This window comes from Nonomuraea sp. NPDC049269, from assembly GCF_043197155.1.
Classification (GTDB): Bacteria; Actinomycetota; Actinomycetes; order Streptosporangiales; family Streptosporangiaceae; genus Nonomuraea.
In genome coordinates, this window is record NZ_JBICSO010000008.1 from 213,834 (window position 1) to 234,392 (window position 20,559).

The following is a 20,559-nucleotide window of genomic DNA, read 5'->3' on the forward strand; positions in this document are numbered from 1 at the left end:
TGTGGAAGCCGTCAACGGAAAGGACTGCTCAGCATGCGTATCTCTATTCTCGGCCTGGGGCTCATGGGTCAGGCATTGGCCCGGACGCTGGTGAAGGCCGGTCACAGCGTCACCGTGTGGAACCGTACGGACGGCAAGGCAGATGGTTTGGGAGCCACCAGCGTGGCGACCGCGGCGGAGGCGGTCGAGGCCAGTCCGCTGGTCATCGTCTGCGTGCTCGACTACGCGGCCGTACGGGAGATCCTCGGCTCGGTCCAGTTGGACGACCGCGTCCTGCTGAACCTCACCAACGGCCGGCCCGCCGAGGCCAGGGAGCTGGCGGAGTGGGTGGCCGCGCGCGGCGGCGACTACCTGGACGGCGGCATCATGGCCGTGCCCCAGATGATCGGCACGCCCGGCGCGCTGATCCTCTACAGCGGTTCGCAGCCCGCCTTCGAGCGGTACGAGCAGGCGCTGGGCGCGCTGGCCAGGCCGCGCTACCTGGGTGCGGACGCGGGGCTCGCGTCGCTGTACGACCTGGCCATGCTCACCGGCATGTACGGCCAGATCGCCGGGTTCCTGGAGGCGGCGGCGCTGATCGCCTCGGAGAAGCGGCCAGTGGCGGAGTTCACCTCGGAGCTGCTGGTGCCGTGGCTGACCGCGATGGCCACGATGCAGCCCCGGTTGGCGGCCGACATCGAGGCGGGCGACTACGCCACCGACGTTTCCAACCTGGAGGTCAACCGGGTCGGCATGGTCAACCTGCTCCGCGCCTTCGAGGAGCAGGGGGTGAAGCCGGATCTGCTGCTCCCCATGAAGGACATCCTCGACCGGCGGGTGGCGGCCGGCCACGGTGCCCAGGGCCTGGCGGGCCTGATCGAAGAGTTGCGCTAACGGCGGAAGGCGGCCATCGGGATGCTGATCCACGAGGGCCGGTTGCGGGCCTCGTACACCACCTCGTACACCGCCTTCGACAGCTCGAACGCCCGCAGCAGGGCCGCGTCCGCCGGGGTGATCACCCCGCCGCCCTCGGCGTAGCCCTCCAGGAAGGCGTGCCGGTTGCGGTCGGCCCACTCGGCGGCCCGCGGCTCCAGCGACTCGGGCTCCGAGTGGTCGGCCAGCAGGTGCCTGGCCGCGTAGTCGAACGAGCGGAGCATCCCGGCCACGTCACGCAGCGGGGACGACAGCGCCCGGCGTTCGGCCAGGGGCTGGCCCGGCTCGCCCTCGAAGTCGAGCACCACCCAGCCGATCGGGGTACGCATCACCTGGCCGAGGTGGTAGTCGCCGTGCACCCGTTGCACGGGCACCTCGACGGTCAGTTCCTCCACCTGGTGATAGGCGTCCTCCAGCGCGTGGACGTGCTCGCGCAGCTCCGGCACCTCGCCCACGGCCCGGCCCAGCCGCCGCCGGAAGCCCTCGGCCATCCGCTTGACCTCGTGCACCTCGATCACGTCCGTGGGGAAGGCGCCGGCCAGCTCCCGGTGGACGTGGGCGGTGGCCTCGCCGAGCCGGTGCGCCTCGGCGGCGAAGTCGCCGCCGACGTCGGCCGCCGAGAGCTCGGGCATCGAGGCGTACAGGTCGCGCACGCTGGCCAGAGCCAGGTCCCAGCCGTCGTTGGCGGTGGACAGGTACTCCTGCATGATGGCGAGCGTCGTGGGCGTGCCGTCGAGGTCGGTCTCGATCCAGCCGTACGGCTTGGCGATGTGCGGGGATTCGCGGACGGCCAGCGCGGTGATGATCTCCAGCTCCGGGTTCACGCCGGGGATCAGGCGGCGGAAGAACTTGCAGATGTAGGCGTCCCCGTACACGAGCGAGGTGTTGGACTGCTCGGCGCCGAGCACCAGGCTGCGCGGTGAGGTGTCGATCGTGACGCCGGGCAGGTGCCGGAAGCGCACGGCGTCCCAGCCGGAGCCCTGGGCCATGCACTCCAGGACCCAGTGGGTCAGGGCCTGGTCGTGGACGGCGTCGTAGACGTACCACTCGTGATGGCCGGGGCCGTCATCGAAGGCGTAGTGGCCGTGCGTGCCGATCAACGCGTGTTTCAGCCGGTCGGGCAGCTCGGTGCGCATACCGAGCATGATCTGGTAGCGGTCTCGCGAGGCGCCCTGCCACACCGACACGATCAGGTGGCGTAGTCCCGGGTCGTCGGCGTAGATCACTACGTCCGACTCGATCGACAAGGAGTCGATCGCGCGCCCCTTGCCGCCGAACCATCGTTGGCGACTGATCCATGCGGCAAGGAGCTCGTCAAGCACGTCTTACTCCTCCTGGGTGATTGCCGGTGGGAGTGTGAACCAGTAGAAACCATGCCCGGGAAGCGTCAAAAGATACGGAAGTTCGCCAATTGCCGGAAATGGTACCCCACCCATCGTCTCAACAGGTGAGACGCCGACGAATCTGCGCAGGTCAAGCTCGACCGGCTGGGGGAAGCGCGAGAGGTTGTTGACGCAGAGCATCCGGTCGTCGCCCAGCTCTCGGACGAACGCGAGCACGCTCGGGTTGGAGGAGTTGAGCTCGATGAACTCACCCAGGCCGAACACCGGGTGCCGCTTACGGATCTCGATCATGCGCTTGGTCCAGTGCAGCAGCGAACCGTTGTTCTTCTGGTGCGCCTCGACGTTGAGTCCCTGGTAGCCGTAGATCGGGTCCATGATGACCGGCAGGTAGAGCCGCCCCGGGTCGCAGTCGGAGAATCCGGCGTTGCGGTCGGGGTCCCACTGCATGGGCGTGCGTACGCCGTCGCGGTCGCCGAGCCAGATGTTGTCGCCCATGCCGATCTCGTCGCCGTAGTAGAGCACCGGCGAACCGGGCAGCGACAGGAGCAGCGCGGTGAACAGCTCGATCTGGTTGCGGTCGTTCTCCAGCAGGGGCGCCAGGCGCCGCCGGATGCCGACGTTGGCCCGCATCCGCGGGTCCTTGGCGTACTCGGTGTACATGTAGTCGCGTTCCTCGTCCGTGACCATCTCGAGCGTCAGCTCATCATGGTTCCGGAGGAAGATCCCCCACTGGCAATGTTCCGGAATCTTCGGCGTTTGGGCCAAAATTTCGGAAATGGGGTAGCGCGATTCCCGGCGTACGGCCATGAAGATGCGCGGCATCAGCGGGAAGTGGAACGCCATGTGGCACTCGTCGCCGCCGCCCACCGGGTCGCCGAAGTACTCGACCACGTCGGACGGCCACTGGTTGGCCTCGGCGAGCAGCACCCGGTCGTTGTAGAGCCGGTCGACCTCCTTGCGGATCCGCTTGAGGTACTGGTGCGTGCGCGGCAGGTTCTCGCAGTTGGTGCCCTCCTCCTCGAAGAGGTACGGCACGGCGTCCAGGCGGAACCCGTCGATGCCCAGGTCGAGCCAGAAGCGGAGCACCTCCAGCATCGCGTCCTGCACGGCCGGGTTCTCGTAGTTGAGGTCCGGCTGGTGGTGGAAGAAGCGGTGCCAGTAGTACTGGCCGCGGACCTGGTCATAGGTCCAGTTGGACGTCTCGGTGTCGATGAAGATGATCCGGGCGTCGGGGTAGGCGTTGTCGTTGTCCGACCAGACGTAGAAGTCGCCGAACGGCCCTTCCGGATCGTGGCGGGCGGCCTGGAACCAGGGGTGGGCGTCGCTGGTGTGGTTCATCACCAGGTCGGCGATGACGCGCATGCCACGTTTGTGGGCCTCGTCGACCAGCTTCACGAAGTCTCCCAGGTCGCCGAACTCCGGCAGGATCTTCATGAAGTCGGCGATGTCGTAGCCGCCGTCGCGCAGCGGTGACTCGTACAGCGGCAACAGCCACAGGCAGTCGACGCCGAGCCACTGCAGGTAGTCGAGCTTGCCGATCAGACCTTTGATGTCACCGGTGCCGTCGCCGTTGGAGTCGGCGAAGCCCCGGATCAGGACCTCGTAGAAGACCGCGCGCTTGTACCAGTAAGGATCGTGCGGCTTCTCGTCGTCGAAGGGATTGGGAATGGGTGTGGAGCTCATGAGCACTCCCTCGTGCTCATGAAGGAGGCGCTTTCACACACGTTGAAGACTCCCCGCTGAATTCTGTTCTACCGTGGCGCGGCTCGTACGGTGAAGATGTGGACAGGCTGGATGTGGGGATCGAGGCGAACGTAGTTGTTCTGCCGCCAACGATACGACTCGCCCGAAAGCTCGTCGTCCACCACGAACTCGGCATTCCAGTCGAGACCGATCGCCGGCATGTCCAGCTCGACCGTGGCCTCGTGGGTGTGGTGTGGGTCGAGGTTGATGACCGCCAGAACGACGTCGCCCAGCCCGTGCCGTCGTGTGGCCGGGTCGTAGGCGCCCGGCAGCCGCTTGGAGAAGCACACGATGTCCGGTTGGTCGACCTGGTGGAACCGTAGATTACGCAACTCCTGCAGCGCCGGATGGGCTCTTCGGAACAAATTCAGGTGAGTGATGAAAGGCGCCAGGCTCCACCCTGCCCGCTCAGCCGCCGCCCAGTCGCGAGGTCTGTACTGATATTTCTCACTATCTAGGTATTCCTCACTACCCGGACGGACAGGGACATTCTCCCCCAGCTCGTACCCCGAGTAGACGCCCCAGGTGGGCGAGGCGAGCGCCGCCAGCGCGGCCCGGATGCGGAAAGCCGGGTTACCGCCGTGCTGTAGGTATTCGTGAAGAATGTCCGGAGTGTTGACGAACACGTTGGGCCGCAGGAAGTGCGAGGTCTCCCCGGCCAGCTCGGAGAGGTACGTCTCCACGTCGTGCTTGGAGTTCTTCCACGTGAAGTACGTGTAGGACTGGTGGTAGCCCACCTTGGCCAGCGTCTGCAGCATCGCCGGCCGGGTGAACGCCTCGGCCAGGAAGATCACGTCAGGGTCGGTCGTGTGGATGTCGGCCAGCAGCCGCTCCCAGAACCCCACCGGCTTGGTGTGCGGGTTGTCCACCCGGAAGATCCGCACGCCGTGGTCCATCCAGTGGCGCAGGACCCGCTTCACCTCGGTGTAGATGCCGACGGGGTCCTTGTCGAAGTTGACCGGGTAGATGTCCTGGTACTTCTTCGGCGGGTTCTCGGCGTAGGCGATCGTGCCGTCGGCCCTGATCGTGAACCACTCCGGATGCTCCTTGACCCACGGATGATCGGGGGAGCACTGCAGGGCGAAGTCGAGCGCGACCTCCATGCCCAGCTCGCGGGTACGGGCGGTGAACTCGTCGAAGTCCTCGATCGTCCCCAGGTCGGGGTGGATCGCGTCGTGGCCGCCGTCCTCCGAGCCGATCGCCCAGGGCGAGCCCGGCTCGTCGGGCTCGGGGCTCAGCGTGTTGTTGCGCCCCTTGCGGAAGGTGTGGCCGATGGGGTGGATCGGCGGCAGGTAGACGACGTCGAAGCCCATCTTGGCGATCGCGGGCAGGCGCTTGGCCGCGGTCTGGAAATTTCCGGACTTGGAGATGCCCAGGTCGCTGACGACCGCGCCCTCGGACCTGGGGAAGAACTCGTACCACGAGCCGTACAGGGCCCTGCGCCGGTCCACCCTGATCTTCCGCGGCCGCGCCCTGGTCACCAGGGCGCGCAACGGATGCGCCTCCAGCAGCGCCGCCGTCTCCGGCAACTGCGCGATGGACAGCCGGGCCCGCGGGTCGAGCTGCTCGTCGCGGAGCGTGGCGGCGATGCCCAGCAGCGCGGCGCGGTGCCCGCACGCGCTGTCACCGTTGCCGTTCCCGTTCCCGTTCCCGTTCCCGTTTCCGTTCCCGTTTCCATTGCCGGGGGCGGGACAATCGGCCTGCCGTACGGCCCTGGCCGCCCGCTCGAACAGCCGGGCGCCCTCCTCGCACATGAGGTCGGTGTCCATGCCACGCGGGATCTTGATCTCCGCGTCGTGCAGCCACGTGGCGAAGGGGTCGCTCCACGCCTCAACCCGGAACAGCCAGTCACCCTCGGTCGGCAGGCACACGCTGATGCCCCACCTGTCGGTGCCCGGCGCGAGCTCGCGCATCGGTCTCAGGCGACCGCGCTGCCCATCGGGCGCGGTGAGCACCACGCCCGCGGCCACGGCGTCGTGGCCCTCTCGGAACACGGTCGCCGAGACCTGGAAGGTCTCGCCGGCGACCGCCTTGGCGGGCCACTGCCCGCAGTCGACGACGGGGGAGATGTCCGTGATGGGAATTCGTCCGATCATCGCATTTCAAGGTTGCGACGGCACGCTCGGTACCGCCGGAGGCTTCCGTGGTAGGAACGATCCTTGCATGTAAATTGTGGGCAGCAGTGGAGGACCTCCCGAGTGTCCCCAGGAGAACCAACATTGGGGGAAGTTGCCCAAATAGTTCCTCTTCATGCTTCTTCTCGGAAGGGGTTTGAACGGCCTTGCTGGAGGTGAGGGACTCAGAGGTCCCTCCTAGCCCATAGGGTTCGAAAACGTGAGAGCAATCCGCCGGTTCACCGTCCGCACCGTCCTGCCCACGGAGCTGGCCTCCCTCGGCGAGCTCGTGCACAATCTGCGTTGGTCATGGCATCCGGAGACGACCGACCTCTTCGCCGAGGTCGACCCCCGCCTCTGGGAGCAGGTAGGCCACGACCCGGTCGCCCTGCTGGGCGCCGTCGACCACGCCAGGCTTGCCGAGTTGGCCGCTGACCGCCGCTTCCTACGGCGTCTCGCCGACGCCGCCGACGACCTGCGCGAATACATGACCGCGCCGCGCTGGTACCAGACACTGCCCGACGCCGCGCACGCCATCGCCTACTTCTCCCCGGAGTACGGCATAGCCGCCGCCCTCCCGCAGTATTCGGGCGGCCTGGGCATCCTGGCCGGAGACCACCTCAAGACCGCCAGCGACCTCGGGGTGCCGATCCTCGCGGTCGGCCTGCTGTATCGCCACGGCTACTTCACCCAGTCGCTCTCGCCAGAGGGCTGGCAGCTGGAGCACTATCCGTCGCTCGACGCGGGCGGCCTGCCGCTGACCCTCCTGAAGGAGGAGGACGGCACACCCGTCAAGATCCGCATCTCCCTGCCCGACGATCGGGTGCTGCACGCGCAGCTCTGGGTGGCGCAGGTGGGCCGGGTGCCGCTGCTGCTGCTCGACTCCGACGTGGCCGACAACGACATCGCGGCCCGTGACGTCACCGACCGCCTCTACGGCGGCGGCACCGACCACCGGCTCATGCAGGAGCTGCTCCTGGGCGTCGGCGGCGTACGGGCGATCCGCGCGTACTGCCGCATCACCGGGCACGCCGAACCCGAGGTGTTCCACACCAACGAGGGCCACGCCGGTTTCCTCGGCCTCGAACGCATCCGCGAGCTGACCGAGTCCCGCCTGTCCTTCGACGAGGCGCTGGAGGCCGTACGCGCGGGCACGGTCTTCACCACGCACACGCCGGTGCCCGCGGGCATCGACCGGTTCCCCGTCGACATGATCGAGCGCCAGTTCGGCGGCGGCAACGCCTGGCCGACCGTGCCCGTCGAGCGCATCCTCGCGCTCGGCGCCGAGGAGCAGCCCGGCCGGTTCAACATGGCGATCATGGGCATGCGGCTGGCCCAGCGGGTCAACGGCGTGTCCGAGCTGCACGGCGCGGTCAGCCGCGAGATGTTCAAGGGACTGTGGCCCGGCTTCGACCTCGACGAGGTGCCGATCGGCTCCATCACCAACGGCGTCCACGCGCCCACCTGGGTCGGTCGCGAGCTCATGGAGCTGGCCGGTCGTGAGCTGCCCTCGCTGATCGAGCGGGCGCGTGGCTGGGAAGGCGTCCAGAAGGTCCCGGACGCAGACCTGTGGGACATCAGAGGCACGCTCCGGCGGCGCCTCGTCGAAGGGGCCAGGGTCAGGCTGCGCCAGGCATGGCGCGACCGCGGCGCCTCCGACGCCGAGCTCGGCTGGATCGACGACGCGCTCGACCCCGACGTGCTGACGATCGGGTTCGCCAGGCGCGTACCGTCCTACAAGCGGCTCACGCTCATGCTGCGCGACGCCGAGCGGCTGACGGACCTGCTGCTCGACAGCGACAAGCCGGTCCAGATCCTGATCGCGGGCAAGGCCCACCCCGCCGACGAGGGCGGCAAGAAGCTGATCCAGCAGATCGTCAAGTTCGCTGACCGGGCCGATGTGCGGCACCGCATCGTGTTCCTGCCCGACTACGACATGGCGCTCGGCCAGCTGCTCGTCCAGGGCTGCGACGTGTGGCTGAACAACCCGCTCCGGCCGCTGGAGGCCTCCGGCACCTCGGGCATGAAGTCGGCGCTGAACGGCGGGCTCAACCTGTCGATCCGCGACGGCTGGTGGGACGAGTGGTACGACGGCACCAACGGCTGGGCCATCCCCACCGCCGACGGGGTGACCGACCAGGACCGGCGCGACGAGCTGGAGGCCGCCGCCCTCTATGACCTGATCGAGCACGAGGTGGCCGACCGCTTCTACGACCGGGCCGGTGACGGGCTGCCGCGCCGCTGGCTGGAGATGGTCAAGCACACGCTCACCTCGCTCGGCCCCAAGGTGCTCGCGGGCCGGATGCTCCGCGACTACGTGGTCGGGCTGTACCTCCCCGCCGCGCTGTCGGCCCGCGCGCTGTCGGCCGAGTCCTACGCCGCGGCCAAGGGGTTCGCCGCCTGGCGGGTGCGTGTCGCACGGGCCTGGCCGGGAGTCCGGGTCGAACACGTGGAGGCGTCGGGCATCGGCGACGCCCCGGAGGTCGGGGCGGCGCTCGAACTGCACGCCACGGTCGCGCTCGGCGACCTGGAGCCGGGCGACGTCCTGGTCGAGGCCGCCTACGGCCGGGTGGGGCCGCACGACGAGCTGGTCCACCCCGCGTACATGGCGCTGCGGACCGACGGTTCCGACGACGACGGCCGGGCCCACTACGCGGGCGTGATCCCGCTGGACCGCACCGGCCCGTTCGGCTACACGGTCCGGGTGGTCCCGCACCACGCGCTGGCCGCCTCCCGCGCCGAGCTCGGCCTCATCGCCGTTCCCGAGGAACCCGCCGGCATGACCAATGGCGTGCTCCGGTGAACGGACCGGTTGGACCGCACAATAGGGAAAATGCTCGGGGAGCGTCATAATCGGGACCGTGGTGGACGACAGCGGGAACGGCCTGCGGGCAGACACTCTGGTGGCGACGGTCCGAGGTGTGCTTCCGTCCTTGACCCCGGCCGCGCAGACGGTCGCCCGGCTCATCCTGGAGGACCCGGCGACGGTGGCTCGGAGCACGATCACCGAGCTGTCCGCCGCCTCGGGCACCAGCGAGGCGACGATCGTCCGCACGGCCAGGCTCCTGGGCTTCGCCGGCTACCCGCAGCTGCGCCTCGCCCTGGCCGCGGCGGCCGCCCAGCCCGACCGGCTGGTGCCCGGCGACCTGGCGCCCGACGACCCGCTGTCGGAGGTCATCCAGAAGGTGGCCAGGGCCGAGTCGGAGGCGATCAACGACACGGTCGCCCAGCTCACCTCGGAGCGCCTCGGCCTGGTCGTCGACGCCATCGTCGGCGCCAGGCGGATCGACGCCTACGGCGTGAGCGCCTCCGGGCTGGTGGCCGAGGACGTGGCCCAGAAACTGCTGCGCATCGGGCTGTCCAGCCACGCCTTCCAGGACGTCCACCTGGCGCTGGTCAGCGCCGTGCTGCTCAAGCCCGGCGACGTGGCGATCGGCATCAGCACGTCGGGCGAGACACCCGACGTGCTCGAACCGCTGTCGCGAGCGCGGGAGGCCGGCGCGACGACTGTCGCCATCACCAACAACCCGCGCTCGTCGATCGCGGAGCTGGCCGAACACGTGCTGATCTCGGCCGGGCGCGAGACGGAGTTCCGTCCCGGCGCCCTGGCCAGCCGGATCAGCCAGCTCCTCGTCGTCGACTGCGTGTTCGTCGGCGTCGCCCAGCGCACCTTCGACTCCTCTCAGGAGGCGTTGCAGAGCACCAGGCGCGCCGTCAAGGAGTTCACCAGGCGAGCGACACCCGTACGTCGTCAGCCTTGACGAACATCACCCGGTGCCCGAACTGGATCTGCAGGTACTTCGTCTTGCCCTTGACCACCTTGTGGCTGGCCTCGTCGAAGGTGACCGCCCGGTAGTACTCGTTGGCCGCCTCTCCTGCCAGCGTGTACTTCTCGCCGGCCGAGAACTTGTACTGCAGCGGGGTGACCGCCTGGTACGGGATGTCGGCCGGGTAGGCCTCCTGCTCCGGGTACGCCCTGCCGAACACCGGGACGGTCGCCAGACCCGGCTTCGGCGTGACCACCAGGCCCGCGGACGGGACGGCGGTCGGCTTCGAGGCCGGGTTGTAGAACCAGCCCTTCTGGCCGAGGTACCAGATCGCGGTCCAGTCGCCCTGGCGTTCCGCCACGGCGAACCGCTGGCCGGTGCTCGCCCTGGCGCTGTGGTCGTACACGCTGTAGAGCGAGTCGTTGGTGCCGGTCGGGTGCTTGCCGATGTCCTTGATCAGCGGTGCGTCGTCGCGCGGCTCGGTACGCAGCCACACGGTGCCGGCGCTGAGGGGCGGGCAGGCGTTCTCGGGGTTCTTGCGGTCGCAGCCGTAGAAGTACGGCTTGTTGGTGGCGAAGTCGGGCCTGATCATGATCGAGCCCGCCTTGGGGCCGCCGAACCCATGCAGCGGCGCGCCGATCAGGTCGAAGTAGTGCTTCCAGTCCCAGAACGGGCCCGGGTCCTCGTGCATGCCCCGCACCGTGGTCGGCAGCGTGCCCGGCACGTTGTCGTGGCCCAGGATGTGCGCCCGGTCGAGCGGGATATCGTACCGGAGCGCCAGGTAGCGTACGAGCTTGGCGGACGAGCGGTACATCGCCTCGGTGTACCAGGTGCTGCCCTCGGCCAGGAAGCCCTCGTGCTCGATGCCGATGGACTTGGCGTTGATGTACCAGTTGCCGGCCTGCCAGGCGACGTCCTTGCCCTTGATGTGCTGGGCGATGTGACCGTCGGTGGAGCGCACGGAATACTGCCAGCTCGCGCCGTAGTTGACGTCCTGGTTCAGCCCGATCGACGGGCCGAAGTAGCCCTCCATGTCATGGATGACGATGTACTTGATCTTCTGGCTGACGGGCCGGTTCGCCAGGTCGTAGTGCCCGTAGCCGCCGTTCGGCTTCTGCGCGTAGGCCGAGGGGATCCACTCACAGGAGATCGACCTCGGGCACTCGACGCCGTCGCGGCGCGGCGGCCTGAGGCCGAGCTTCTCCAGCCACTTCTCGATCCGGTCCAGGCCGGGGATGGGCGTGAGCTTGACCTGCTGCCCGTCGTCGGTGACCCGCTCGGCGCCGTCCTCGATCGTGCTGTAGACCTCGTCGGCGAAGACCTTGGCCGCCTCGGACTCGTCGGCGCCCGAGTACTTGGCGACCGCGCCGTACCACTCGCCCGGGTCGGCGCTCAGTGGCGCGCCGATCGACTTCTGGTAGTCGGCCAGCAGCGCCGCGCCGCCCCGGATGTTCGCGGCGGCGTCTGTCCGCAGCGCCTCGTGGCTCTGACCGGTCAGCTCGGCGGCCTTGTCCATGGTCTTGAGCGAGGCCGGGATCTCCGTGGGCGCGACCGTCGTCGCTACAGGGGCCAGCGGCCTGCCGTCGTCGCCGCGCGCGTCCTCCTCGCCCTCGCCGTGGTGGTTGGACCCGGTGAAGGCGGCCGCGTCGGTCAGGTGCATGGGGCCGAACCCGGCGTCGTTGCTGGGCTGCCCGGCGTGGGCGTCCCAGCGCGACTCAAGATAGGAGACACCGAGCAGCACGCTCTCCGGAACCTGGAACTCCTTGGCCGCCGCGGCGAACGCCGCCTGCCGGTCGGGGGGTTCCTCGGCAGTGGTGCCGGCCGCCGGTGTCATGTTGACTAATGGCAGGAGGGCGACCACCGCGATCGCCAGCGCTCTGCGCATCTACTGCTCCTCGACTGGGGGAATGACGGAGTCAGCGTTTCAACATTTTCCTTCTCTGGCGAGAGCTTTGCGAAGATATTTTTCAGCAGTTAACGCCCTATGGTGGGGCGGGTGACGTCGATCGTGACCGGTGCGGCCGGATTCATCGGCCGTGCGCTGACGTCGGCCCTGCTGTCGTCCGGCTCGCCGGTCGTCGCCATCGACCGCCGGCCGGTCGAGGAGCGGCCGGGGCTCACCGTGATCACGGCCGATCTCTTGGACGTTTCTGATGTTTTTTCCGACGCCGATGCGGTCTATCACCTGGCCGGGTGTGCGGGTGTGCGTGACGCCGCTCCTGGGATCGGGTGGCGGCGTCAGCGGGACAATGTGCTGGCGGGCGCGCGAGTGCTGGCCATCACGCCGCCTGGCGTCCCGCTCCTGGTCACGTCGTCGAGTTCCGTGTACGGCGGCGCGTTGCGCGGCCGGTCCGGCGGGGAATCGGATCCGGGTGGTGGGGTGTCGCGCGGCCGGTCCGGCGCGCAGTTCGGCGCCGTTCGCCCCAGCGCGGAGTCGGATCCGCTTCGTCCCATTGGCGGCTATGCCATGAGCAAGGTCGCGCTGGAGCGACTCTGTCGTGACCGTCCCGGCGTCACGATCGTCCGGCCGTTCACCGTCGCCGGGGAGGGGCAGCGGCCCGACATGGCGCTGTCGGTATGGCTGCGCGCCGCCCAGGAGGGCCGCCCGCTGCGCGTGCTCGGCTCGCTCGACCGTACCCGCGACATCACCGACGTACGGCAGGCCGCCCGCGCGATGATCGAGCTCATCGGCGTCCCCGGCATCGTGAACCTCGGCACGGGCCACGGCCAGACCCTCCGGTCCATGGCGGAGGCGGTGGCCACGGTGACCGGGGCCTCGCTCACCTTCGACGTCGTACCCGCGCCGCCTGACGAGCCCGGCGACTCGCTGGCCGACACCCGCCGCCTCCACTCGCTGCTCGGCTGGACCCCGCGTACCGACCTGCTGGACCTGGTCCGCCGTCAGCAGCTTGTAGTGTCCTGAGCATGGGTGAGTTCGTACACGTAGAAGTGGCCGACCAGATCGCCACGATCAGACTTGACCGTCCCAAGATGAACGCCCTCAACAGCCAGATGCAGCGAGAGCTCGGCGAAGCGGCCCGAGCCGTCGACGCCGACCCCGAAGCGCACGCCGTCGTCGTCTACGGCGGCGAGCGGGTCTTCGCGGCCGGGGTCGACATCAAAGAGATGGTCGTCATGTCCTATGCCGACATGGCTGCCCACTCCCGCGCGCTCCAGGGCTGCTTCACCGCGGTCGCCGCCATCGGCAAGCCCGTCATCGCCGCCGTCACCGGTTACGCCCTGGGCGGCGGCTGCGAGCTGGCCCTGTGCGCGGACTTCCGGGTGGCGGGGGAGTCGGCCAAGCTGGGGCAGCCGGAGATCCAGCTCGGCCTCATCCCCGGTGCGGGCGGCAGCCAGCGCCTTCCCCGCCTGATCGGGCCCGCCCGGGCCAAGGACCTGATCTACTCCGGTCGGCACGTGGCGGCCGCGGAGGCGCTGGCGATCGGGCTGGTGGATCGGGTGGTGCCTGACGCCGAGGTGTATGCGGCGGCGCTGGCCTGGGCGGGGACCTTCACGGGTGGGCCGGCTGTGGCGCTGCGGGCTGCCAAGCAGGCGGTGGATCAGGGGTTGGAGGTTGATCTGGATACGGGGTTGGAGATCGAGCGGCTGCAGTTCTCCGGGCTTTTCGCCACGGATGACGCGAAGATCGGGATGACGGCGTTCGCGGACAAGGCCCAGCCGAAGTTCACGGGACGCTGACGGGCGGGCTCGCCAACACGAGTGTCGGCCGGGCGCTGACGGGCAGGCTCGCCTCCACGAGTGTCGGCCGGCGACGCCCGAACTCACTGCGGGCCCCGCGATCTTCCTGCGGGCCCGCGATCGAAGGTCGGTGTCGGTCGCCCCGTGCTCGGGGTGACCGGCGCTTTTATTCGGCGCTGAGAGTGACCGTCGCTTTCGCCCGGCGCCCGAGATGACGGCTGCCTTCACTCGGCGCTGGGGGTGGCCGCTACCTTCACTCGCGGCTCGGGATGTCCGGCGCCGTCACCGGTGCCCCCCAATGACGACGGTCGTGAGCGCTCGGGGCTGGAGGGTAACGGTCCCGCCGGTGACCGGGCTCGCGGCGAGGGAGTTGGCGTTGTCCGTCACGTACGCGGTGACCCGCCCGTACACACCCTTCCACGTCACGGCGGCGGTGCCGGTGTTGAGCACCTCGACCACCTGAGAGCCGTCGGCGTTGCGAAACGCTGAAACTTTCAGCGCCGGATCGCCCGCCACCGCATCCACCCGCACCGCGCCCGGCCGAATGAACCGGCTGTAAGCCGCCAACGCCCACAGCCGCTTGGACACGTGATACGTACCCGCGGCCTCGTCGATCTGGAGCAGCGCCCGGGTGGCGCCGCGCGAGGCGCCCAGCCAGTAGACGTAGCCGCTGACGTTGCCGAGCGTGAGCGCGTCATGAACCGCCTGCGCGATCGTGAACCCGTCGTAATCGCTGCCGTCGTCCCAGCTCTCGTTCCAGGTGGAGCCGTTGGGGTTCCACTCAGACATCCAGGCATTTCCGCTGGTCGGCAGCGGTCCGTCCACTGGGCTGGCGTACGTGTGGCCGGTGTGCGTCTTCACCCAGCGGCGAGCCTGTGGGTCGGCCTCGATCGCGGCGGTGTACGCCTTCGCCTCGGTCCAGCCGAACGAGTCGCAGCAGGCCACCTTGAGCCCCTTGACGTCCTTGGCGATCGGGCCGAGCACCTTGACGAACTCGGCGGCCTGCTGCGGGGTGAACCGCATCGAGGCGTACGTCGCCGTCCAGTCGGGCTCGTTGGTGAACCCGAGGTCCGTGATCCTGATGCCCTCCCGGGCATAGAACTTCGCGTATTGCACCAGGTAACGGGCGTAGGCCTGCTGCCACTCCGGCTTCAGCGTGCCGCCGTTCTTGTCGTCGCCGTTGTCCTTCATGTACGCGGGCGCGCTCCAGGCGTCGGCGAAGAACCGCTGGACGCCGTACCCCTTGGCCGCCTTCGCCACCCAGACCTGGCTGTTGTCCTCGCCGTCCCAGACGTACTTGGGCGGTGCGTCCGGCCCGCCCGGGTCCTCGGGCTGGATCGAGACCATCTGGTCGTACGGGCTGCCTACAGGAGCGGAGCCGATGCCGAGCCGCAGAATGCTGAGCCCGGCACCCTTGTCGCGGTTGAACCACAGGTCGAGAATCTCGCGCTGCTGTTCCTCGCTGAGCGCCCGGACCAGCTCGTTGCGCCGGAACGCCTGGGAGATCCCGAACCCGTCGATCCCCTGGTGCCGGACACGGTCGTGCACGGTGATCGCGGGAGGATCCACCTGGTACGGGGCCTGCAGGGTAGGCAGACCGAGCAGGGTGACCGCGACAACGCCTCGTAACATACCGCCTCCGAAACTTTCGGAACCACCGCGATAATTTCGCTCCCGGAAACGTAAACACGTACGAGCCCTTCGTCAACCACCCGCCCACCCACTAAGGGCTCGCCATCGGCGCTTCGCGCCCTGGAAGCTCGGCGCCCTTCTTTAGGCGCTCACGCGCACCGCAAGGCCCTCCGCTCCGCTCCGGACGTTCTTCTGGGGGCGCCTCCGGCGCACAATGGGCTTCGCCATGGGCGCTTCGCGCTCGGGACTCAGACGTTTCTTCCAGTCGGGCCAAGGGCCCGACCCCTGAAGGCCCTCGCTCCGCTCGGACGCCCACCTGAGCGCGGGCTCCGCCCGCGCACGCTTCGCCACTGGTTAGCTGGGTCTGCCGAGAAGATGTCCTGTGACAGGAGATCGTCCTCAGGGCTGGGCTCTGACCTGGTGTGAGGAATCTTGAATGGCGAACTGATGGAGCCCAGAGGCGTTGGGCTGCCCAAGAAGCCGAGAGTTTCGCCAGTGGATCTTGCTCAATCTTGTTTGTCGTAGGGTGCCGATGCGTTTCCAAACAGCACAGCTAGCGGCCGGGTTTTTCCCAGGTCAGCGAGTACCGGCGGAGCACGTGCCGGCGATAGCGCATGCCAGGCAGTAGTAGTCGCGCCGCGGCCCGCACTTGTCCGTAGCTCATCTGTGGGTCGGTGGCCGGCATTCCCTCCGGGCCGTGCGCGCGGCGCAGTACCTTGGTGATCCGCACGACGGGAGCAGCCGCGATCGTCACTGCCCACTCCGCCGGGGTCGTCTCGCGGGCCAGGCCGACTACCACCAGCGTGCCGCCGGGGCGCAGCATCTGGCGCATGCGGGTCAGGGCCGACTCGAAGTCCATGTGATGGATCGCAGATACCGAGCAGATGAAGTCGTAGCCTGCAGCGGGGAGGTCGGCGGTAAGGAAGTCACCCTCGAAGAAGGTGAGATCCGGGTGGCCGGAAGCGAGTTCACGGGCGCGGGCGATCATCTGTGGCGAGTTGTCGATGCCGGTGACGCGCTTTGCCCGCTCGGTCAGCTTCCGCGCGAGGAGGCCGTCCCCGCAGCCGACGTCCAGCGCATTGCCGCATCCCTCGGGGACGGCGCGGAGGATGCCCGGGTGCCGGGCGACATTGGTGTTCCAGTAGGGCTTCGGGTCGGCCTGGCGCATCGGATCATCGTAGGGGCGTAGTGGCAGCAACCGAGCTTGATCGCTGGCTGGGCACTGCGGTGGTAAGCGCGTGGCCCGCACCGGGGAGAGCAACGCGCTCCCCATGAGACGCCTGTCCATCGTGACGGTAGCGCGATCCGCTAACCGAGAGGCAGGCACGACTGCCGACTCGAACCCTCGATGTAACGCCGTGTTGTGCAGATGCATGGGAGCTTGCTGGCGCGCTTCCTCGTCCTGCCACGTCAAGGCCGCAGCCAGATGTCATCTCCGCCAAGGTGATCCTCGGCCTGATCTGCCTTGAACATCTTGTCTACGTATTCGTATGGAATGGGCATCTGCATCGCAGTTTCGTAGGCTGGTCGAGCCACTCATGCAGGACCCAACAAGACACCAAGCCCCTTGGTCACGTAGAGTTGCTCCCATCTTGGCGTGCGGTTCTTCCGCACGAGAGGGGGTCTGCGCCCCGTGATGAGGAGGGCAGCCGGGTAATGCTGCTGAGTTTTCGCGTCAGTAATCACCGCTCGCTCCGTGACGAGCAACAGCTACTACTAACCCCTGCATACGGGGAAGATGATCCTAGAGACGGCTGGGAAGCGGTCCCTGTCGTGGCGCTTTTCGGCGCCAACGCTTCCGGCAAGTCAAATGTGCTGGACGCTTTGGCATATATGCGTAACATGGTGCGCGGTTCTCTTCGAGAGAGCGAACCTGGAACCGGGATTTCGCGCCATTCATTCGCATTGGATCCAGCCACGCGTGATGAACCATCCACGTATGTTGCCGATATTCTCCTTGAAGGGGTTCGATACACTTACGGCTTCGCGGTTGACGACTCACAAGTGGTCGAAGAGTGGATGTTCAGCTATCCAAAAAAGAAGAAGAGGGAGATCTTTCATAGACGTGGCGACGATTATTCAATCGGCGACCAGTCTCCCGCTTCTATGCACCAGGTGGCAGCGATAACAGAATCGAACGTGCTGTTTCTCTCCGTCGCGGCGCGCTCAAAGCAGGATTTGGTTCGGCCAGTCTACGATTGGTTTGCCGAGGTAATTTATCGCAACCCTCAAATTCTTCGATTTTCGCGCCTGGGAACACTTGTCGAATCTCTGGAGCGTTTCGGCTACCTGGAAAGAATGACATCCCTACTTCAGGCCGCAGATACCGGTATTGAATCCGCGGAGATCGTGGAGGAAAGTGATGCAGAGCTAGCCCAAAGGTCCGCACGCATTAAAGGACTTGGCAGCCATTCGCCAACACGGCGCAAGGATGTGCTCTTTAGGCATCGAGGTGAAAGCGGCACGTTTCCGCTAAATCTGAGAGACCAGTCTTTGGGGACGCAAACGCTGTATGATCTTGGGCTTGGCGTTTTCAGATCGCTAGACACTGGATCGGTGCTCATCGTTGACGAGCTAGATTCAAGCCTGCATCCCTACTTGACGGCACAGCTTGTAAGATTGTTCCGCGATCAAGATGTCAATATACACGGGGCTCAGCTGATTTTTAGCAGCCATGACGCTACTCTCCTCGGACGGATCCAAGGCGAAGAAGTGCTACAACGCGACCACGTCTGGTTCACCGAAAAGAATGAATGTGGCGTTACCGAGCTGTTTTCGCTTTCAGACTTCAAGCCGCGTCGTGAAGACAACCGTGAACGCCGATACCTGGCTGGTCGCTACGGTGCCGTTCCGATTGTCAGTGACGAACTCTTCGCTGCCGCGCTAGCTGAACGTCGAGAGGCGGACGATGTCCCCTCGAACATCTAGGACGAGAAAGGGAGGCATTCGGACAGATACCGACCTTGAGCACAAGAAGAAGGGGACGCGGCAAGAGCGTGCGAGCTTCCTGATCCTCTGCGAAGGAAAGACTGAAAAGGACTACTTCGTAGGGATGCGGTCGCGACAGGGTCCTCATATTGATGTTGACACCCCTAAAGTCGATCATCTTTCCATAGTCCGCGAAGCTGTCGCTAGACGATCGGACGAGTACGATGCCGTCTGGTGCGTATTGGACACGGAGTTGGATGAGGTCCTACGTCGGCGCTGATAAGTGAGGCAAAGCGTGGTTCGATCGACCTTTGCCTGTCGACGCCATGTTTCGAGGTCTGGTTGATTATGCATCACGCAGACTGCACCCGACCGTTTCTGTCGGCGAACGAGGCAAAACGCAGGCTGAAATCTGTGGCACCAGGCTGGAGCGAAGGGAATACTCGATTTTCTGATTTCCTCCATGGGTTGGATGCGGCCTGCCTTAGAGCTCGCCAACTCGATCCGACTGGGGAAGACTTTCTAAGTAACCCTTCAACTAATGTTTGGCAACTAGTTCTGGCCCTCCGATCAAAAGCTTGATCGGATGTTCCATAGACAAGATCAATGCTGTTACGTTAGATCGCTGGGCTAGGCGTCAAGAGGTTGAAGACCTGTAGATCAACTTTCGCCAGAGAGCGATCATAGAGGACGCCCGAGCATTAGCGTCGGACGCCCCGTGGCGTGCTCTCATTCGAGAGCATCTGGAAGCTCGGCGCTTTTCCTTAGGCGCTCACGCGCACTGCAAGGGCCCTCCGCTCCGCTCCGGCCGTTCTCCTGGAAGCACCTCCGGCGCAACGGGCTCCGCGATGGGCGCTTCGCGCTCGGGACTCAGGCGTTTCTTCCAGTCGGGCCAAGGGTCCGACCCCTGAAGGGCCTCGCTCCGCCCGCACTCGCTTCGCCACGGGTAGCTCCGGTCAGCCGGTGACTTGTGACGGATGTGACAACGAGCACTTGACCCGTGCTTAACGCCATCCAGCGCCACACCGTACGCTCGGCCACCCCCAGAGCCGCCGCCGTCGCGGCGACCTCAGCGCTCAGCGCACCGCCCTGCTCGGCCGGCCGCCGGAGCCGATGCAGCGCCGCCGCCCACTGCTCCCGGGTTGGCCGGCCCATGAGCGCCATCCTCCTCTGCCGACGGGGGACGGGAGGGACAACGGATAAGGTCCACCGCGGCGCAGGGCCGCTTCATCCCTGCCGATCCGCGATGTGCCACCATCACGATCGAGATGCCCAGGGACCGTCTCGCCACATCGGCAGCCTGCGTCAGCAGCAAAAGCGCAGGTAGCCCTGCAGGGAGCGGGCGAGCCGATCCCCTGTCGAACAGGCAATTTGTGCGACAAGGGTAGAACAGGAACCCTTCGGAGCACGCTCGCGGGGCGAGGGAGAGTGTGGTCCGAAGGGGTTCAGATTGACTTCAGGACGCGGATGCGGTCGGCGATCGCGCGTCGGGAGACGTCCGCGTTGAAGGCGATGGAGTCGAATTCGTGCGGGACCCCGGGGTGGAGGTGAAACTCGACCGGGACGCCGGCGCGGCTGAGCGTGATGGCGTAGGCGCTGGCTTCGTCGCGGAAGGCGTCGATCTGCCCGATTTCGAGGTAGGCCGGCGGCAGGTCGGTCGCGTTCTCGAGGCGAGCGGGGGCGGCGGTGGCCGGGACGTCAGGCCCGCCGGCCGCGTCGCCGAGGAGTGCGGGCCAGGCGGTGCGGCTGTCGTCGTAGGTCCACACGGCGAGGGGTGCGATGTGCGGGTCCGGGGTGGTGTTCCGGTCGTCGAGCATCGGCATCAGGAGGATCTGCCGGGCGATCTGCGGGCCACGGCGGTCGCGGCTGAGGATCGAGTGCGCGGCCGCCATACCCCCACCGGCGCTGTCGCCCATGACGCCTATCCGGTCGGGGTCGACGCCGAGCTCGGCGGCGTGCCCGTTGAGCCACTTCAGGGCGGTGTAGGCGTCTTCGAGTGGGGTGGGATAGGGGTGTTCGGGTGCTCGGCGGTACTCGACGGAGAGCATGGGCACGCCGCTCGCTGAGACGTACCGGGTGACGGGGCCGTCGAAGTGCTCGATATGGCCGAAAAGGTAGCCGCCGCCGTGGAGGAACAGCACGGCCGAGCCGGGGATGCTCTCATGCTTGGCGTACCAGCGCATCGTGATCTGGGCGCCGTCGTCCGTGGCGGCGACGTAGTCGTGTGTGGTGACGTCCTCCGGGATCGGCTGGGCCTTCCCTGACGCGTCAAGAATCGGTTCCCACATGGCACGTCGTCCGGCGACGTCGCCGACGGCCGGCGGGATCATGCCGGCCATCGCTTCGCCCATGGGGGCCATGGCTTCGGCGACTTCGGGATCCAGGATGAGGGGCATGTTCGGTTCCGTTCGATTCAGGTCC

General features: G+C 67.1%; 15 protein-coding genes. 8 read left to right on the top strand and 7 right to left on the bottom strand.

The window, feature by feature from the left end; genetic code table 11:
* Positions 1–33: 33 nt before the first annotated feature.
* Complete coding sequence (locus tag ACGFNP_RS40380) at positions 34–873, top strand: NAD(P)-dependent oxidoreductase (RefSeq protein WP_393327910.1); 840 nt, start codon at positions 34–36, stop codon at positions 871–873.
* Here ACGFNP_RS40380 and ACGFNP_RS40385 read toward each other — a convergent pair.
* The 3 genes from ACGFNP_RS40385 to ACGFNP_RS40395 form a co-directional block, all read right to left on the bottom strand.
* Positions 870–2,234: an aminoglycoside phosphotransferase gene (locus ACGFNP_RS40385; RefSeq protein ID WP_393327912.1), complete on the bottom strand. Its 1,365-nt coding sequence runs from the start codon at positions 2,232–2,234 to the stop codon at positions 870–872. The genes ACGFNP_RS40380 and ACGFNP_RS40385 overlap by 4 nt on opposite strands.
* Before the next feature lie 3 nt (positions 2,235–2,237).
* Positions 2,238–3,938 carry a maltose alpha-D-glucosyltransferase gene (gene treS, locus ACGFNP_RS40390; RefSeq protein WP_358337156.1) on the bottom strand — a complete coding sequence of 567 codons (1,701 nt, stop codon included), beginning with the start codon at positions 3,936–3,938 and terminating at the stop codon, positions 2,238–2,240.
* 68 nt (positions 3,939–4,006) lie between these two features.
* Positions 4,007–6,094 carry an alpha-1,4-glucan--maltose-1-phosphate maltosyltransferase gene (locus tag ACGFNP_RS40395; RefSeq protein ID WP_393327916.1) on the bottom strand — a complete coding sequence of 696 codons (2,088 nt, stop codon included), beginning with the start codon at positions 6,092–6,094 and terminating at the stop codon, positions 4,007–4,009.
* 238 nt (positions 6,095–6,332) lie between these two features.
* Between ACGFNP_RS40395 and glgP the strand changes: the two genes are divergently transcribed.
* Together glgP and ACGFNP_RS40405 are read left to right on the top strand one after the other, a co-directional pair.
* Entirely contained in the window at positions 6,333–8,915 is a 2,583-nt protein-coding gene (gene glgP, locus ACGFNP_RS40400; RefSeq protein ID WP_393327919.1) for an alpha-glucan family phosphorylase, read from the top strand.
* A gap of 58 nt (positions 8,916–8,973) precedes the next feature.
* Positions 8,974–9,873, top strand: a complete 900-nt coding sequence (locus ACGFNP_RS40405) for a MurR/RpiR family transcriptional regulator (RefSeq protein WP_308127249.1) — start codon at positions 8,974–8,976, stop codon at positions 9,871–9,873.
* Here ACGFNP_RS40405 and ACGFNP_RS40410 read toward each other — a convergent pair.
* Positions 9,836–11,764 (bottom strand): N-acetylmuramoyl-L-alanine amidase, encoded by a 1,929-nt coding sequence (locus ACGFNP_RS40410; RefSeq protein ID WP_358337164.1) that lies wholly within the window; start codon positions 11,762–11,764, stop codon positions 9,836–9,838. The genes ACGFNP_RS40405 and ACGFNP_RS40410 overlap by 38 nt on opposite strands.
* 111 nt (positions 11,765–11,875) lie before the next feature.
* Here ACGFNP_RS40410 and ACGFNP_RS40415 point away from each other — a divergent pair, with 111 nt between their 5' ends.
* A complete protein-coding gene (locus tag ACGFNP_RS40415) occupies positions 11,876–12,802 on the top strand; it encodes an NAD-dependent epimerase/dehydratase family protein (protein ID WP_393327924.1) in 927 nt (308 codons plus the stop codon).
* 2 nt (positions 12,803–12,804) lie between these two features.
* Entirely contained in the window at positions 12,805–13,578 is a 774-nt protein-coding gene (locus ACGFNP_RS40420) for an enoyl-CoA hydratase/isomerase family protein (RefSeq protein ID WP_393327927.1), read from the top strand.
* Positions 13,579–13,860: 282 nt separating this feature from the next.
* Here ACGFNP_RS40420 and ACGFNP_RS40425 read toward each other — a convergent pair whose 3' ends face one another.
* Positions 13,861–15,210 carry a glycoside hydrolase gene (locus ACGFNP_RS40425; RefSeq protein WP_393327929.1) on the bottom strand — a complete coding sequence of 450 codons (1,350 nt, stop codon included), beginning with the start codon at positions 15,208–15,210 and terminating at the stop codon, positions 13,861–13,863.
* A gap of 553 nt (positions 15,211–15,763) precedes the next feature.
* Positions 15,764–16,378: a class I SAM-dependent methyltransferase gene (locus ACGFNP_RS40430; RefSeq protein WP_393327932.1), complete on the bottom strand. Its 615-nt coding sequence runs from the start codon at positions 16,376–16,378 to the stop codon at positions 15,764–15,766.
* Positions 16,379–16,866: 488 nt separating this feature from the next.
* Between ACGFNP_RS40430 and ACGFNP_RS40435 the strand changes: the two genes are divergently transcribed.
* Genes ACGFNP_RS40435 through ACGFNP_RS40445 form a run of 3 tightly spaced genes read left to right on the top strand, consistent with a single transcriptional unit; the run spans position 16,867 to position 18,720 of the window.
* Positions 16,867–18,138: an ATP/GTP-binding protein gene (locus tag ACGFNP_RS40435; RefSeq protein ID WP_393327935.1), complete on the top strand. Its 1,272-nt coding sequence runs from the start codon at positions 16,867–16,869 to the stop codon at positions 18,136–18,138.
* Positions 18,119–18,418, top strand: a complete 300-nt coding sequence (locus ACGFNP_RS40440) for an RloB domain-containing protein (RefSeq protein ID WP_393327936.1) — start codon at positions 18,119–18,121, stop codon at positions 18,416–18,418. The genes ACGFNP_RS40435 and ACGFNP_RS40440 overlap by 20 nt, the downstream gene beginning before the upstream one ends.
* On the top strand, positions 18,418–18,720 hold the full coding sequence (locus ACGFNP_RS40445) for an RloB domain-containing protein (RefSeq protein ID WP_393328712.1): 303 nt from the start codon (positions 18,418–18,420) through the stop codon (positions 18,718–18,720). Before ACGFNP_RS40440 ends, ACGFNP_RS40445 begins: the two co-directional genes overlap by 1 nt.
* An 863-nt stretch (positions 18,721–19,583) precedes the next feature.
* Here the strand turns inward: ACGFNP_RS40445 and ACGFNP_RS40450 are convergent.
* A complete protein-coding gene (locus ACGFNP_RS40450) occupies positions 19,584–20,534 on the bottom strand; it encodes an alpha/beta hydrolase (RefSeq protein WP_393327938.1) in 951 nt (316 codons plus the stop codon).
* Positions 20,535–20,559: the final 25 nt, after the last annotated feature.